Annotated in this window: 15 protein-coding genes; 12 read left to right on the top strand and 3 right to left on the bottom strand. The window is 37.4% G+C overall.

All coding sequences use genetic code 11. The features are described from left to right. Positions 1-92: 92 nt before the first annotated feature. Complete coding sequence (locus IE867_RS10815; RefSeq protein WP_192484744.1) at positions 93-1,619, bottom strand: APC family permease; 1,527 nt, start codon at positions 1,617-1,619, stop codon at positions 93-95. 225 nt (positions 1,620-1,844) lie between these two features. Between IE867_RS10815 and IE867_RS10810 the strand changes: the two genes are divergently transcribed. Both IE867_RS10810 and rlmKL read left to right on the top strand, forming a co-directional pair. After that, positions 1,845-2,276 (top strand): nuclear transport factor 2 family protein, encoded by a 432-nt coding sequence (locus IE867_RS10810; RefSeq protein ID WP_192484743.1) that lies wholly within the window; start codon positions 1,845-1,847, stop codon positions 2,274-2,276. Between the two features lie 88 nt (positions 2,277-2,364). Continuing rightward, positions 2,365-4,590, top strand: a complete 2,226-nt coding sequence (gene rlmKL / locus IE867_RS10805) for a bifunctional 23S rRNA (guanine(2069)-N(7))-methyltransferase RlmK/23S rRNA (guanine(2445)-N(2))-methyltransferase RlmL (protein ID WP_192484742.1) — start codon at positions 2,365-2,367, stop codon at positions 4,588-4,590. Here the strand turns inward: rlmKL and IE867_RS15000 are convergent. Beyond that, positions 4,570-4,716, bottom strand: coding sequence for a helix-turn-helix domain-containing protein (locus IE867_RS15000; RefSeq protein WP_203249903.1), 147 nt, complete (start codon positions 4,714-4,716; stop codon positions 4,570-4,572). The genes rlmKL and IE867_RS15000 overlap by 21 nt on opposite strands. Beyond that, positions 4,713-6,533: an ABC transporter ATP-binding protein gene (locus tag IE867_RS10795; protein ID WP_192484741.1), complete on the bottom strand. Its 1,821-nt coding sequence runs from the start codon at positions 6,531-6,533 to the stop codon at positions 4,713-4,715. The genes IE867_RS15000 and IE867_RS10795 overlap by 4 nt, the downstream gene beginning before the upstream one ends. Before the next feature lie 111 nt (positions 6,534-6,644). Here IE867_RS10795 and IE867_RS10790 point away from each other — a divergent pair, with 111 nt between their 5' ends. The 10 genes from IE867_RS10790 to IE867_RS10745 form a co-directional block, all read left to right on the top strand. Further along, the gene (locus IE867_RS10790) at positions 6,645-7,244 is read left to right on the top strand and encodes a hypothetical protein (RefSeq protein ID WP_192484740.1); all 600 of its coding nucleotides are present in this window, start codon (positions 6,645-6,647) and stop codon (positions 7,242-7,244) included. 54 nt (positions 7,245-7,298) lie between these two features. Then, entirely contained in the window at positions 7,299-7,973 is a 675-nt protein-coding gene (locus tag IE867_RS10785) for a hypothetical protein (RefSeq protein ID WP_192484739.1), read from the top strand. Between the two features lie 191 nt (positions 7,974-8,164). Next, on the top strand, positions 8,165-9,154 hold the full coding sequence (glsA, locus tag IE867_RS10780; protein WP_192484738.1) for a glutaminase A: 990 nt from the start codon (positions 8,165-8,167) through the stop codon (positions 9,152-9,154). 60 nt (positions 9,155-9,214) lie between these two features. Further along, the gene (locus IE867_RS10775; RefSeq protein WP_192484737.1) at positions 9,215-9,535 is read left to right on the top strand and encodes a DUF4404 family protein; all 321 of its coding nucleotides are present in this window, start codon (positions 9,215-9,217) and stop codon (positions 9,533-9,535) included. A gap of 5 nt (positions 9,536-9,540) precedes the next feature. Next, positions 9,541-9,960 (top strand): hypothetical protein, encoded by a 420-nt coding sequence (locus tag IE867_RS10770; protein WP_192484736.1) that lies wholly within the window; start codon positions 9,541-9,543, stop codon positions 9,958-9,960. Beyond that, entirely contained in the window at positions 9,932-10,408 is a 477-nt protein-coding gene (rimI, locus tag IE867_RS10765; protein WP_192484735.1) for a ribosomal protein S18-alanine N-acetyltransferase, read from the top strand. The genes IE867_RS10770 and rimI overlap by 29 nt, the downstream gene beginning before the upstream one ends. A 26-nt stretch (positions 10,409-10,434) precedes the next feature. Further along, positions 10,435-10,971: a DUF924 family protein gene (locus IE867_RS10760; RefSeq protein ID WP_192484734.1), complete on the top strand. Its 537-nt coding sequence runs from the start codon at positions 10,435-10,437 to the stop codon at positions 10,969-10,971. Positions 10,972-11,290: 319 nt separating this feature from the next. Next, complete coding sequence (gene aspS, locus IE867_RS10755) at positions 11,291-13,066, top strand: aspartate--tRNA ligase (protein ID WP_192484733.1); 1,776 nt, start codon at positions 11,291-11,293, stop codon at positions 13,064-13,066. 82 nt (positions 13,067-13,148) lie between these two features. Beyond that, entirely contained in the window at positions 13,149-14,066 is a 918-nt protein-coding gene (locus IE867_RS10750; RefSeq protein WP_192484732.1) for a S49 family peptidase, read from the top strand. A gap of 131 nt (positions 14,067-14,197) precedes the next feature. Next, positions 14,198-14,322 (top strand): transposase (locus IE867_RS10745; RefSeq protein ID WP_192483753.1); only part of this gene is annotated, 125 nt, incomplete at its 3' end.

Raw genomic sequence — 14,322 nt, 5'->3', positions numbered from 1 at the left:
TGGCATAATGCAAAAACAGGTCATATTTCAATATCATAAAACATTTATGTAAATAATTTATGTATTGTTGTGTAGTTGTTTGTAAGTATTTATTAATTGGTTTCTGATTTCTGCGCAATAAGCACAAAATAAAACAGTGCGCTTAACATAAGAAAGATAATATAAAATGCAGTGTGATCTCCAAAGTGCTTGTAAATAATAGCAGCAACTAGTTCAAATACCAGAAATAAGAAAATTCCCCATGAGCCAATAATCATCTCCTTGATGAGCTTGTTGTCGTGTGTTTTCATTTTCATGCCAGCATACATGACAAAAAAGGCCAAATGTAGGATCAATGCCACTGCTAAATTGATAATGCCTGAAATCATTAATAAGTAGCTTAAGAATAAAAAGATGGCAAATGAAAATGCTTGTGGAAATGGTAAGTAGCTTATTGTTAAGGGCTCATTTTTGTTGCCTTTGAGTTTACTGTAAGCAATGGGTAATGCAATACATGAAATCAAAATAAACGTAGTGGTTAACGAAGCAATAAGCTGCCAATTTCTGAAGAATATAATCAATACCAATGAGCAAATAAAAGTAAAAATCAAGCAAATACGCGACATGCCAATTTGTTCATTGATCTTGCCAAATACTTTGGGTACTTGACCATGCTTGCCCATCTCATTGAGCATACGGGTACTCGCACCAGTATAAATAATCCCTGTGCCTGAGGGACTAATGAATGCATCAGCATATAGAACAACGGCCAAGACATTTAATCCAATAAGACCTGTTAATTGCGCTAATGGTGATTCAAAATTAAGTCCTGCCCAGCCATTATCAAGCATGTGTGGTGGTAGTGCACCGATAAAGGCAATTTGTAAGAGTAAATAGATACCAAGCACGATTAATACACTACTGATTAACGCTATTGGCACATTGCGTTTAGGATTTTTAAGCTCCGCGGTAAAGCTCACTGCCGTTTGGAATCCAAAGAATGAATAGAAAATACCGCAACTAACAATCGCACCAAATATACTGCTATTGCCAAAAGGAATAAAACTGGCATTTTCTGCGGTGAAGTTACTGCTATGAAATGCAGCAAGCAGCATAAGGACAGCAGTGACGATTGGGATAATAATCTTGAGTGTCGTAATGGAGTTGTTAATTTTTGCAAAAAAATGAATACCCCAGTAATTGATCAGTGTGTAAATCAACATAAACACACCAACTACACCAACACCAGCTAAGGTTAATGAGCCGTTAGCAAATATATATGGCGTTATCGGTTTGTAGATAGATGCGACATACTGCGTAGTTGCCATGGCTTCAGATGGAATGACGATCAAACCTAGAAGCCAGTTTGATATGCCGGTAACAAAGCCAAAGTGTGGATTATGTGAAATACTGATTAATCGTGTGAAAAGGCCATTGACTGGATATTTTATGGCGATTTCTGCTAGTAATAATGCCATGATCAGTACGGCAAGTGCGCCGATGATCCATGACAAAATTGAAGCGCCACCTGCAGCTTTTGACGCATAGTATGAGGCAAACAGCCAACCACTACCCATCATTGTGCCAATACTAATGGCAATTGCCGAGAATAGCCCCGGCTGATTTAGTTTCTTCTCCATACCCTCTCCCTTGATATTTGGTTAGAATCTTTTAGATAATATTGGAAAAGTAGTTTTATAACAAGAAATGATCTGCTATAGATTTTTTGATATATCCCACCAGTGATGTCCGATAAAAGCAAAATATGGTCTCTATGCGTATAAATCAATCTTTGTTATATGGCGATAATGCCTTAGTAACTCCAGTTAGTTAAGAAAGGTAAATCAGCATTAAAGGAGATTGTAATGAATAGCAAAAAAAACACTCAAAAAAGACAAGCGTATTGTCTAGGTAAGAAAGAACTATTAGTACGGATATTCAAGGCTATATTTGAAAAAGATGGTTTTGATGAAGCAGAGATTCATAAATACTTTCACCCTGATTACACGCAGTATGTTGATGGCAAAGTACTGAAGTTTGATGATTTTGTTGCTCATATCAAATCACTCAAATCAACAGTGAATCAAGTTAAAATCTGTTTTGAGCACTTAATTGAAGATGGTAATAAAGTATGTAGTGTGCACTATCCTGTGGCTAAAAAAGACAATGGCATGATCATTAAAGCAAAAGTTATTGCAATGTTTGAGTTTAAAGGTGATCAGCTAGTACTATGTGATGAGTTAACACACTTAATAGAAGGAGATAAAGAAGATGAGGACTTGGGCTCTAGGCATTGATTTAATGAAAATGCTTCGTAATTAAACACCGCAAAATAATTTATATAGTGGTATAATCGCCAGATTGAATTTTTAGCGATTATTTCTAATGGATATTTCACTTACTACTGAGAATGTAGAGCAAACCAAATTATTAAGCTTTTTTGCAAGCTGTGCTAAGGGCATTGAGTTGTTACTAAAAGATGAGCTGTTAGCGCTAGGCGTTGATGAAGCGCGCGAGAAGCTTGCCGGTGTTGAGTTTGAAGCGGATCTTGTCACTGCTTATAAGGTGTGTTTATGGTCACGTCTTGCCAATCAAGTGCATCGCAAATTACATGTCGCTAAGTTTGACAGTGCCGATGCTTTTTATAATGAGCTCTATGGGTTACCTTGGGCGAGTTTCTTTGATGTTAAACAATCAATTAAAATTGAGCTTTCTGGTAAACATCAAGTGTTTAATAACACTCAATTTGCGGCACAAAAAGCAAAGGATGCGGTGGTTGATTATTTTCGTGATCAGATGGATGAGCGCCCAAACGTTGATTTAGAGCATCCAGATATTGTCATTAATATCCATTTGCAAAAAGGTATGGCATTTATTTATTTGTCATTGACAGGACAAAGCTTGCATCGACGAGGTTATCGCTTAGCACAAGGTGAGGCACCATTGAAAGAAACTTTAGCAGCCGCACTACTTGTTAAAAGTGGCTGGTTAGATGAACTTAAAAAAGATCAAGTTAACTTTATTGATCCAATGTGTGGTTCAGGGACGATCTTAATTGAGGCGGCGATGATGGCATATGATATTGCGCCCAATCTTACGCGTGATACGTTTTGTTTTATGCATTGGCGTGATTTTGACCATGCTGCATGGCAGGCACTAAAGTCAGAAGCGTTAATGCGCAAAAATATGGGCAAAGAGAAGAGCAATATAACCTTAATTGGCTATGACGATGATATGCGTGTATTGGATAAAGCACGACAAAATATAGACAGTGCCGATCTTACTGGTGCGATTGAGGTCTTTGTGCAGGATGTCAGAGACTTAAGTAATGATGCACATGAAAAAACGGGGTTTATCTTGACTAATCCGCCCTATGGTGAGCGTTTGTATCATGGTAGAGCTGAAAAGTTGCGTGGATTATTTAGCGGATTTGGCAAGGCATTAATACGTGATTTCAGTGGTTGGAAGGTATCGATATTCAGTGCGGCAAGTGAACCGGTGAGAGCACTTGGCTTAAGAGCGATGAAAGTCAATAAGTTCTTCAATGGTGCGCTTGAGACGATGCTTTATCAATTTGAAGTGTCTGACCAGTGGGTGATGCAGCATGAATCTGCGACACAGAAATTAACGCGTCAAGCCAAGAATGCAGTTTTGCAAGATGATGGACATTTAGCATTTAAAAATCGGTTATTAAAGAATTATCAACAAATCCAAAAATGGGCTCAGCAGCAAGGACTTGAGTGTTATCGTATTTATGATGCGAACTTGCCTGAATACGCGGTGGCAATTGATCTTTATAATACCCATGTGCATGTACAAGAGTATCAGATGGGTAAAACAGTTGATGAAAAGCTTGCACAAAAGCGTCTATTGCAAGCGGTTTATCATATTGCTGAAGTATTAGCCGTTAAATATGAGCATATTCATATCAAAACACGTCAACGACAAAAGGGTGATAGTCAATATCAAAGGCAGGCAATAACCGATAAGTTTCATGTGGTTAAAGAACATGATGCGTTGTTTTATGTGAATTTTGATGATTATTTAGATACTGGTCTTTTTTTAGATCACCGTAAAATGCGCCAAATTGTGGCAAAAGCCGCGCAAGGCAAAACGTTATTAAACCTGTTTTCGTATACATGCTCAGCAAGTGTGCATGCGGCATTGATGGGGGCTCAAGTGGTTAGTGTTGATATGTCAAAGACCTATCTAGACTGGGGAAAACGCAATTTCCATTTGAATAAATTAAATATTGATCAGCATGTATTTATCCAGGCGGATTGCTTTACGTGGCTTAAAGAAGCCGTTAAAGCGCGTAAACAATTTGATGTAATCTTCTTAGATCCTCCGACATTTTCTAACTCTAAGCGTATGCAAAATGTGCTCGATGTGCAGCGTGATCATGTTGAATTAATCGATTTGGCTATGCGACTTTTAACAAGAAAAGGCGTGCTGTATTTCTCTAATAACTATCGCAAGTTTAAATTTGATGAAGGGTTGCAGGCAAAGTATGACTGCCAAAATATTGATGATAAATGTTTGTCACGCGACTTTCTCAGAAGACCAACAATTCACCATTGTTGGCAGATTTCAGCTAAATCGAATGGTTAGCTTTTTCCCTAGTGCATGAGCTATTTTTGAGAGCAGGTTAAAAGAGGGTAGCCTTGTATCAGAGCCGCTTTCAAGACGAGAAATAACTTGTTGTGTAGTATTTGATTTCTCAGCGAGTTCTATCAATACATATTCCCTGTCTGGATATCCCAAAGTTGCGCATATTTTCCTTTGAGCTTTATTAGTTCTTGATGTGTGCCGCTTTCAATAATCTGTCCTTGATCCATTACATGAATGATATCGGCATGGCGAATCGTTGATAGTCGGTGCGCAATAATAATGGTTGTTTTTGATTTAGAAATCTTGTTTAAAGCGCGCTGTATAGCAAGCTCGGTTTCATTATCTACTGCAGAAGTTGCCTCATCTAGAATTAAAATCGGTGCATCTTTTAAAACTGCTCGAGCAATACAAATGCGTTGCTTCTGACCGCCAGATAATAATAAACCGCGTTGCCCAACATCCGTATCATACCCGTGAGGTAACTGCATAACAAATTCATGTAGCCCTGCAACTTTAGCTGCATGCGTAATCGCCTCATCATCAGTATTAAAAGAGCCATAGGCAATGTTTTCTTTGATCGTGCCATCAAATAGGAAGCTATCCTGACTAACTAAAGCAATCTGTTGACGCCATGATGATAAATCAAAGCTTTGAATGTTATGACTACCATAGTTTAAAGCGCCAGATTGCGGTTCATAAAATTGGCACATCAGCTTAATCAATGTGCTTTTTCCTGAGCCTGATTCGCCAACAAATGCAGTGGTTTGTTGTGCTTTGATAGATAGATTTAAATCTTGATAAATAGGCGTATCATTTTGATAACCAAAAGTAACGTGATCGAAAATGATATTTTGGTGATCTTTTATTGTTTTTAATGCTGATGTATTATTTAGGTCTTCAGTCGGCCAAGTTAGTAAATTAAGAACTCGGGTTGTCGATGCCATAACACGTTGATAGTCAACTGTAACGACAGCAAGATTATTGAAAGGCCAGAGCAGGCGTTGTGATAAGAAAATCAACATGCTAAAAACACCGACATTCATTTGTCCATGAAACGTTTGGTAGCCACCAATCAGCAGTGTAAATAAAAAGCCAGTTAAGACAAACATACGAATAACCGGTGTCACCATCGAACTAATTTGGATGGTTTTGCGATTAGCCATTTGATAATTGGCACTGGCTTTTTCGATGCGTTGTGCTTCATATTCTTCAGTGGTATAGCTTTTGATGGTTAAGAGATTAAGTAGATTACGCTGCAGATCACCACTGATTTCAGCGGCCTTTTGACGTACCTCTAAAAATCTAGGTGCTAAACGATGCTGGAAATAAAATGCACCAACAATAATGCATGGAATAGGCACAATCGCAAGCAATGTAATCAAAGGAGAGGCAAACAAAAATACGATTCCAATAAAGACAGTAGAAACGACAATTTGTACAATTTGATTAACGCCATCTTCTAAAAATCTCTCCATTTGATTGATATCATCATTAATCGTTGCGATCATTTGCCCTGTTGAGGTCGCTTCAATTTGTTGGACATTGGCTTTTTGAATATGTCCATAGACGTCAGTACGCAGTTTATGTTCAACATTTTGTGCAAGATTACGCCATTTCAGACTATATAAATACTGAAAATATGACTCAAATGCCCAGATAAAAAAGGTAAGTAGACCTAAAATTAATAGCTGTGAGAATAATGAATGTACCCCAGTTAATTGTGCAATCCATGAATCTTGGCGTGATACAACCATATTAACAGCTACGCCTAAGAGGATTTCAGGGAAGATGTCAAAAAGTTTGTTGAGCGTTGAGTATAAGAGTGCTAAAAGATAATCTTTGCGATAACCGTGCATATAGCTTAATAGGCGCAATAACGGATATTTGCTTGTGGATAAATAGGTGTTAGATTTCAATGATTGATTGCATTTAGGGATGAACATATAAGCATTATCCTGAAATACAATAAATTCTCAAGCTAAAATGTTTTTCGGGTACATTTTAGACTTACTTGCTATAATCTGTATTAATAGTTTGGTCTAAGGTGTTGTCTTATGGGAATTTTAACCACAGCAAATGAGTTACATTACTGGAATTATTTTCTTGTGCTAGAGGCTGATGTTGATTATTTGGCAAAGTATGTTGAAATATGTTCTGATAATTATCAGACATATTCAATTGAAATTTTACGATTGATTACATCTTTTGTGGGTGAGGTTGAGACTTTATTAAAGCTTCTTGAAAAACGTCATAGTCAAAAGTGCAAAAATATACATGAGCATATTAAATTTTTACAAAAATATTGTGCAGGAATAAGTGAGTTTGTTGTTAAAATCCCAAGGTTTTCGATTGAGTCGCTAACTCCTTGGCAAGTGATAAATCAAGAGTATGATTTTGACAAAAAAACACCATCATGGTGGGATGTAAATAATCAAATTAAGCATCGTCGACATACCAACTATCAAAATGCTAATCTTTTTAGGTTATTAGAATCAATGGCTGCACTTTATGCTTGTAACATTTTTTACTATCGCGATCAGGCATTAAGCGGCAGTTTATTACCATCACCAAAATTATGTAGACCGACCCAGAAGAATTATAATGGGAATACCATGAATGAATTTGAAATAGGGATTAATTATACAAATTTATAATACTATACTAGCTATAGGCTACACCTATGAAGTTATTAGAAAAGGATGCAGTAAATGAATATAAATGGAGTAGTGGTTAAGATAAAAAGACATAAGCATTTAGTGGTTTTAATGTTTATTGCAATAACTGCCATAATCAGCCTTTATTTTTATGCTAATAACCATATTGTTGCAAGTTTATCATCGGGATATTTGGTAAGTTTTATCTTTTGGTTAATGGTTATATTCTTGCCAGGAATTCTTGAAAAGCACGCATTAAAAAAGCAAATGATTGTAGTATATCTTGAGTTTAAAGATAGGATTCTAAGTGAGTTGCTTTGGATTAGCAAGGTGCATTTTGAGGTTAAAAAGCAGTTGAAAAAAGGAGAAATAAAATTCGAATATTTTTTTAGTGAAAAAACTTCAAGTACAAAAAAGCGGTGGCATGATGTAATGAATACTTTAGAAGATGACCTATACCGGAGAGATGTGATACTTACTGAAATGTTAACTTTATATGAGTCATTTGTTTATTATCTTTTGAGAATTAAAAGTCATAATTGCGGCGCACAGATTAGGCTGCAATATTTAAATCATGAAATTCTTAGAGTTAACAGAATATTTAAATTTAAAGGATATGATGAGGTTAAATATCTATGTGCATTTTTATGGGATATGTTTTCTGAAAGTGATCAGTGTACGGGGAAGTATAATCCTGACTGGGTTATATCTGTAATAAAAAAGCTATAGGTAGATAGCTAGAGTTTACGAAATTAAGAAAGTTGAACTGTGATAAGTAAGCAAGAAAAAACTTAAAGAAAATAATTACTTACATTAATTTTCGTGATGGTCAAAGTATAAAGCAATAAAGCCTGTAAAATACTTGGCGATAAGTATAGAATAAGCTGTATTTTCAATAGCTAAAATATAAAATTAAAATAATGATTTCTGACGAAAAATTCGAAGAGTTCTGTGCTTATCTAAGTGATATTCATGCAAGTTTACAATCTAATGAACAAGGCAAAGTGGCAAGCTATATTCCTGAGCTTAAGAAAGTAGACCCTGATCAGTTTGCCATCTCTGTGTGCACGGTTGATGGAAGAAAGTTTAGCGTTGGTGATTTTAAGTCGCGCTTTTGTATGCAATCGATGGTGAAGCCTGTGTTGTACGCACTGGCACTAGAAGAAAATGGATTAAATCATGTGCATAAGCATATCGGACGTGAGCCAAGTGGCAAAAACTTCAATGAGTTAACATTAAATGATGAAGGTTTGCCGCATAATCCGATGATTAATGCAGGTGCGATTATGTCATGCTCGATGATCAAGCGTAAATCCAATCCAGCAGATCGCTTTAATCATATTATGCAAGCGCTTTATAAGTTGGCAGATAGTCAGAAAATCACGTTCAATAATGCCGTATATAACTCAGAAAAAGAAACGGCAGATCGTAATTATGCTTTGGGTTATTTTATGCGTGAGCATCAAGCTTTTCCGAAAAATACCGATTTGCATCGTACGCTTAATTTATATTTTCAGGCATGTTCGATTGAGCTTAATAGTGAGATGTTAGCAACGATTGCAGCAAGCTTTGCCAATGCCGGTAGTTGTGCCGTGACAAAAGAAGAAATATTTAAACCAGAGACTGTTAAAAATTGCTTATCATTAATGTATTCGTGTGGTATGTATGATTACTCAGGTGAGTGGGCGTTCTCGATTGGACTGCCTGCTAAAAGTGGGGTTTCTGGTGGGATTTATGTTGTTGTTCCTGATTTGATGGGTATTGCGATTTACTCACCGCGCTTGGATAAACATGGCAACTCTTTTAAAGCAATCGAAGTGTGCAAGCGTCTTGTTGAACGTTATAGTATTCATAATTACGACAGTATTTTGCGTTGTCAAAATAAAATTAATTTATTCCCAGTAAGTTAATTGTCAAACAGGCGCTGAACACCTAGAATAAAGTCAACCAAAAGGCGCTAGGAGCAAGCTATGCCACAAGATACAATCGCTAAAATCAAAGAAATTCTTAAAACATCAGATAAATTAAACTTTGACGATACTGAGCATTTATCCGAGTTGTTAGATCAGTTACAAATTGAACTGAAATCTTTGCCTGAGAGCGAAAAAGCACAAGCGCTTGAAATTGCCAACTTGACGAAACAAAAAGTGGAAATGAGTAAACTACAAGACCCTAAAGAAGCAGATTTTAGTGATCTTGAACAGGCGATCATTGAGTATGAGGTAAGTCATCCAAAGCTGACACATACCGTGCGCTCTATTTGTAATCTATTATCGAGTATTGGGATCTAAGTTGCATGACCGAAGATGAGCGCCAAAATGCCATTTTACAGCATCTAGCCATTACGCGTTGGTATGCTAAAGATAATCTTGCTCATAAAGAAGAGCCACTAGCAGATGAGATACATATTATTGCGAATAAACTGAGCGTGATTATATCCACCTTGGAACAACGCGACCGTGTTAAAGCGCTTATAAATGCGATGTTTACACAATTTTCAGTATGTTTTATTGAAAAAGATCAAGCGCAAGGAGAAAAAAATATAGCCTCAAGTGCGATAATTCTCTATGATGAAAACTTAACTTTAAAAACCTTGTTAGATCAAAGTTTGCATGATAGGTGTTATGCGCTTAAGTTTAATGAACTCAATCGTGCCGAGGTAAAAAAACAAACCATGATGAATCTTTATGCAGTATCAGATTTTGCCATTAGGTGAAAACCATTTACCACAGATGATGGATATTGAGCGTGAGGTATTTGAATACCCATGGTCAGCATCACAAATGAAAGATAGTATCTTGTCTGCGCATACAGAGACATGGGGGTTATTTGATCTTAATCATCAACTGATTGCTTTTGCGGTTACCTCAGTGATTTTTGATGAGGCCGAAATTCTTAATTTTTCAGTAGCGAAATCATACCAACATCAAGGGTTTGGGCAAAAACTATTGGCCTATTTGATGAATCATTTGTCTTATAAGCAGATTGAGAAGTTGTTTTTAGAGGTGAGAGTCACCAATATCCCTGCAATTAGCATCTATAGAAAATACGGCTTTGAAGAAATTTCAGTGCGTAAGAACTATTATCGCGTTGGTGAGACACATGAGGATGCACTGGTGTTGCAAGCAACGTTACAAATCCAGCACTCAACGCATTATTTTTAAAAATTAACAAACTCAAGGGGCGTTTTATGAACTATCAAGCGGTTGTAGACTTTTGGTTTAAAGAGCTAACTGCACAAGACTGGTTTGCAAAGAGTGATGCATTAGATCAAACCATTAAAGATCGATTTTTAATGGTTCACAAAGCGGCATCTCGTGGTGAGTTGTTTGCATGGCGCGAAACAGCGCAGGGGCGCTTGGCAGAAATTATTGTATTAGATCAATTCTCGCGCAATATTTTTAGAAATACAAAAGAGGCCTTTGCTTATGATTCATTGGCTTTGGTCTTAGCACAAGAGTTGGTGCTGTTGAAGTTGGATCAAACACTAAGTGATAGTGAGCGTTCATTTGCATATTTGCCCTATATGCATAGTGAGTCAAAGCTAGTCCATCAACATGCATTGGCACTTTATACTGAGTTAGGCAATAGCCAAAGTTTGGAGTATGAAATAGCGCATAAAGCGATTATTGATCGCTTTGGACGTTACCCACATCGCAATGCGCAATTAGGGCGAGTCTCGAGCGATAAGGAAGAAGCGTTTTTGCTTGAGCATGCCGGTTTTTAATTTAATACATTAGGCTAAGACTAAATATTTACCCATAAGTGCTCACCATATCCTGAGCATAAGTCGAAGCGGTGCACTGAGCAACAGTCGAAGTGGGTAAACTTAGGAAGATTAAACTTTACAGAGGCTTCGACTTACGCTCAGCCAACGTTTACGCAATCAAAATAGGCGGGAATATGGTCATAGCTATAAGTTAAAACATAAATTTGCAAAACTCCCAGTCTCAATAATTGTTATCTGTGACATATTTGTATATGCTTATCGGTCGATATGTCTTTTAAAGTTTAGTATTTGTGATTTAAGTGTAAAAGGATAAAAAATGCGTAGTCATTATAGTTCAGAAGTAAATGAGTCTTTGGTTGATAAAACCGTTGAAATATGTGGGTGGGTGCACCGTCGTCGTGACCATGGGGGCGTTATTTTCTTAGATATCCGTGATCGTACAGGCCTTGTGCAATTGGTCTATGAACCAGAAAATGCGAAGGTTTTTGAACAAGCGGATCATGTGCGTCATGAATATGTTATTAAAGCCAAAGGTCTTGTGAAATTGCGCCCTCTTGGTCAGGAGAATAATAACCTAGCCAGTGGCAAGATTGAAATTATTGGGCAAAGTTTAGAGCTTATTAATCGTGCGAAGACTATTCCTTTTCAGCTAGATGAACACCAAAACGTTGGCGAAGATGTGCGTTTGAAATATCGTTATATCGATTTAAGACGACCTGAAATTCAAAATCGCTTGATCCAACGCTCTCGTATTTCACAATTTGTCCGTCAATATTTAAATGAACATGGATTTTTGGATATTGAAACGCCGTTTTTAACTAAGGCAACACCGGAAGGTGCGCGTGATTACTTGGTACCAAGTAGGAATCATCATGGTAAGTTTTATGCGTTGCCGCAATCACCACAATTGTTTAAACAGCTATTAATGGTATCTGGTTTTGATCGTTATTATCAGATCGTTAAATGTTTTCGTGATGAAGATTTGCGTGCAGATAGACAGCCTGAATTTACTCAGATTGATATTGAGGCATCATTTATTGACGAAAAGACACTGATGAACTTGATGGAAGATATGGTTCGTCGTTTATTTAAACAAACGGCAGATGCAGACTTCCCATCACAATTTCCAGTGATTAGCTATGCTGAAGCAATCGCTAAATATGGTTCCGATAAACCTGATTTACGTATTCCGCTGCACTTCATTGATGTTAAAAACATTATGCAAAATGAAGAGTTTAAAGTCTTTTCAGCACCTGCTAATGATGAAAAATCACGTGTCATTGCAATGCGTTTAGCTAATGGCAATGCTCTGCTAACACGCAAAATGCTTGATGATTATACCAAGTTTGTCGGGATCTATGGTGCTAAAGGTTTGGCGTATATCAAGGTCAATGAGATGGCAAAAGGCAAAGAAGGCTTGCAATCACCCATTGTCAAAAATCTTTCAGATGAAGCATTGACAAGAGTGCTTGAAATCACAGAAGCCAAAGATGGTGATATTATTTTCTTTGGTGCGGGTAAAGCCAATATTGTCAATGATTCAATGGGCGCGCTACGCGTTAAGATTGGTGAAGATTTGAAGCTACACACCAAAGCATGGGCACCATTATGGGTCGTTGATTTCCCTATGTTTGAAGAGGCGGATGGCAGGCTTTATGCATTACATCATCCGTTTACTGCGCCAAAAGTGGATAATGTCGATGAGCTTAAATCACATCCTGAAAAGGCGTTATCTCGCGCTTATGATATGGTGATCAATGGCTATGAAGTTGGTGGTGGTTCTATCCGTATCCATGATCAACAAATGCAGCAAACAGTGTTTGAGCTATTAGGGATTAATGAAGAAGAAGCCAAAGAGAAATTTAGCTTCTTGCTAGATGCTTTACAGTATGGCGCACCAATTCATGGTGGTATTGCCTTTGGCTTAGATCGTTTAACGATGTTAATCACTCATACAACGAATATTCGTGATGTGATTGCTTTTCCTAAGACACAAACAGCGAGTTGCTTGATGACCGAGGCGCCTGCTGAGGTTTCAAATGAGCAGTTACAAGAGCTTGCGATTAAAACAGTTATTACTGAGAAAGCGTAAACTAAGCTGTATTTTTCTATCAAATCATCTACCATTAAACCCATGGTTGTTTTATCTCTCTTTAAACAAATAAGGAAATACTATGTCTGAACATTTACAGCGTATTGCGGATGCCTACATTCTTGAGCAACGTCGTGCACGTCGCTGGCGTATATTCTGGCGCTTTTGTTGGTTAGTCGTTGCCATTATCATTATTGGACTTTTGATTAAAGGCTTTAGCAGTAAACCGGTGAAGAATGAAAACCATATTGCTTTAGTTAAGATTGATGGTGTAATTGCTGATGATAGCAATGCCAATGCCACACGCATCAATAATAGTTTGGATGCAGCCTTTAAAAATAAAAACACCAAAGCGGTGATTGTACGGATCAATAGCCCCGGCGGCTCACCAGTGCAATCTGATGATATTTATGAGCATATGCGTTATTTGCAAAATAAATATTCTAAGACGCCATTATATGCAGTGTGTGTCGATATTTGTGCGTCAGGTGGCTATTATATTGCGTCAGGTGCTAAAGATATTTATGCCAATAAAATGACAATTACTGGCTCGATTGGTGTCAGAGCGGGTGGCTTTGGTTTTGTTGATTTATTAAAGAAAATCGGTGTTGAACGCAGATTATACACCGCAGGTAAAGACAAAGGGTTCTTGGATCCATTTGAGCCGCAAAGTGCCTCGCAAGTATCAGAAATGGAAGCGATGCTGACTGAGACACATCAAGTATTTATCGATGCAGTTAAAACAGGACGAGGCGACCGTCTTGATAAAAAGCAAGAAGATAAGATATTCTCAGGTATGCCTTTTTCAGGTGTGCAAGCTAAGAAATATGGCTTGATTGATGGATTTGCGTCAGTTGATAGCTTACAACGCGAGAAATTTAATGATATGAAAGTGGTTAACTTCACTAAACCATTGAGCGTTTTTGATCAAATCAGTCAAAAGCTAGGTACTGAGGTAATCTATCAAGCAGCTGAAGCTAGTGGTTTGAAGTTGCAATAGGCTGGGTTTTAATTTCCCCCTCACCCGTTGAGCTTTAGCTCAATATAATACTCCCCATATTTTGGACCACAGTTAGAGACACAAAAAGCGTCTCAAAAATGTTAAACTGTGTGCCAAGTTAGGAGGTAAAAATGCCAGCTAAGAAGAATAAAAGCTATACAGCAGAATTTAAAGCCAAGGTTGCTTTGGACGCGATAAAAGGCGATTTAACGATTAATGAGATTTCCTCAAAGTATGGTGTGCATTCAACGCAGAT

The organism is Cysteiniphilum marinum (assembly GCF_014857925.1).
GTDB classification, from domain to species: Bacteria; Pseudomonadota; Gammaproteobacteria; order Francisellales; family Francisellaceae; genus Caedibacter; species Caedibacter marinus.
Note: the sequence above shows the minus strand (reverse complement) of the source record. Positions and strands in the feature narration are given on the sequence as shown.

Bases quoted from the DNA above. Each gene is read 5' to 3' on its own strand.
- IE867_RS10785 (WP_192484739.1), top strand. From the start codon at position 7,299: ATGAATATAAATGGAGTAGTGGTTAAGATAAAAAGACATAAGCATTTA.
- IE867_RS10775 (WP_192484737.1), top strand. From the start codon at position 9,215: ATGCCACAAGATACAATCGCTAAAATCAAAGAAATTCTTAAAACATCA.
- rlmKL (WP_192484742.1), top strand. From the start codon at position 2,365: ATGGATATTTCACTTACTACTGAGAATGTAGAGCAAACCAAATTATTA.
- IE867_RS10790 (WP_192484740.1), top strand. From the start codon at position 6,645: ATGGGAATTTTAACCACAGCAAATGAGTTACATTACTGGAATTATTTT.
- IE867_RS10770 (WP_192484736.1), top strand. From the start codon at position 9,541: ATGACCGAAGATGAGCGCCAAAATGCCATTTTACAGCATCTAGCCATT.
- rimI (WP_192484735.1), top strand. From the start codon at position 9,932: ATGCAGTATCAGATTTTGCCATTAGGTGAAAACCATTTACCACAGATG.
- glsA (WP_192484738.1), top strand. From the start codon at position 8,165: ATGATTTCTGACGAAAAATTCGAAGAGTTCTGTGCTTATCTAAGTGAT.
- IE867_RS10750 (WP_192484732.1), top strand. From the start codon at position 13,149: ATGTCTGAACATTTACAGCGTATTGCGGATGCCTACATTCTTGAGCAA.
- aspS (WP_192484733.1), top strand. From the start codon at position 11,291: ATGCGTAGTCATTATAGTTCAGAAGTAAATGAGTCTTTGGTTGATAAA.
- IE867_RS10760 (WP_192484734.1), top strand. From the start codon at position 10,435: ATGAACTATCAAGCGGTTGTAGACTTTTGGTTTAAAGAGCTAACTGCA.
- IE867_RS10795 (WP_192484741.1), bottom strand. From the start codon at position 6,533: ATGTTCATCCCTAAATGCAATCAATCATTGAAATCTAACACCTATTTA.
- IE867_RS10815 (WP_192484744.1), bottom strand. From the start codon at position 1,619: ATGGAGAAGAAACTAAATCAGCCGGGGCTATTCTCGGCAATTGCCATT.
- IE867_RS10810 (WP_192484743.1), top strand. From the start codon at position 1,845: ATGAATAGCAAAAAAAACACTCAAAAAAGACAAGCGTATTGTCTAGGT.